This is a genomic window from Achromobacter sp. Marseille-Q0513, from assembly GCF_018195695.1.
Taxonomy (GTDB): domain Bacteria; phylum Pseudomonadota; class Gammaproteobacteria; order Burkholderiales; family Burkholderiaceae_B; genus Achromobacter.
Genome location: NZ_JAGTJY010000591.1, coordinates 1 through 386 on the forward strand (window position 1 = coordinate 1; position 386 = coordinate 386).

The 386-nt window shown below is 69.9% G+C and carries 1 protein-coding gene; it reads right to left on the reverse strand.

The window, feature by feature from the left end:
- A partial coding sequence (locus KDH83_RS31895) for a helix-turn-helix domain-containing protein (RefSeq protein WP_212323194.1) occupies positions 1-386 on the reverse strand: 386 nt, incomplete at both ends.

Below are 386 nucleotides of genomic sequence, written 5' to 3' on the forward strand. Positions count from 1 at the left end.
CCTGCAGGCCGCGCACCAGGTGTTCGGGGTCTTCGTGCAGCGCGATCTCGCAGATGCCGATGGCGCTGGCCGCGACCAGCAAGGCGCCCAGCGAGCATTGCGCCACGGCGAAGCGGATGTCCACGCCCGCGCCGTGCTGGCGATAGGCGGTGGGCGTCATGCCCAGCATGGCGGGTGCGGCTTCGTAAAAGCGCCCGCTGGAATTGAAGCCCGCGTCATACATGGCGTCCGTGACGCTGGCGCTTTCGCGCAGCTGCTGGCGCGCGCGGCTGGCGCGCAGCGCGGTGGCATAGGCCTTGGGAGTGACGCCGGTGGCGGCCTTGAACACGCGATGGAAATGGAAGCGGCTCATGCCGGCCTGCTCGGCCAGCGTGTTCAGGTCGGGC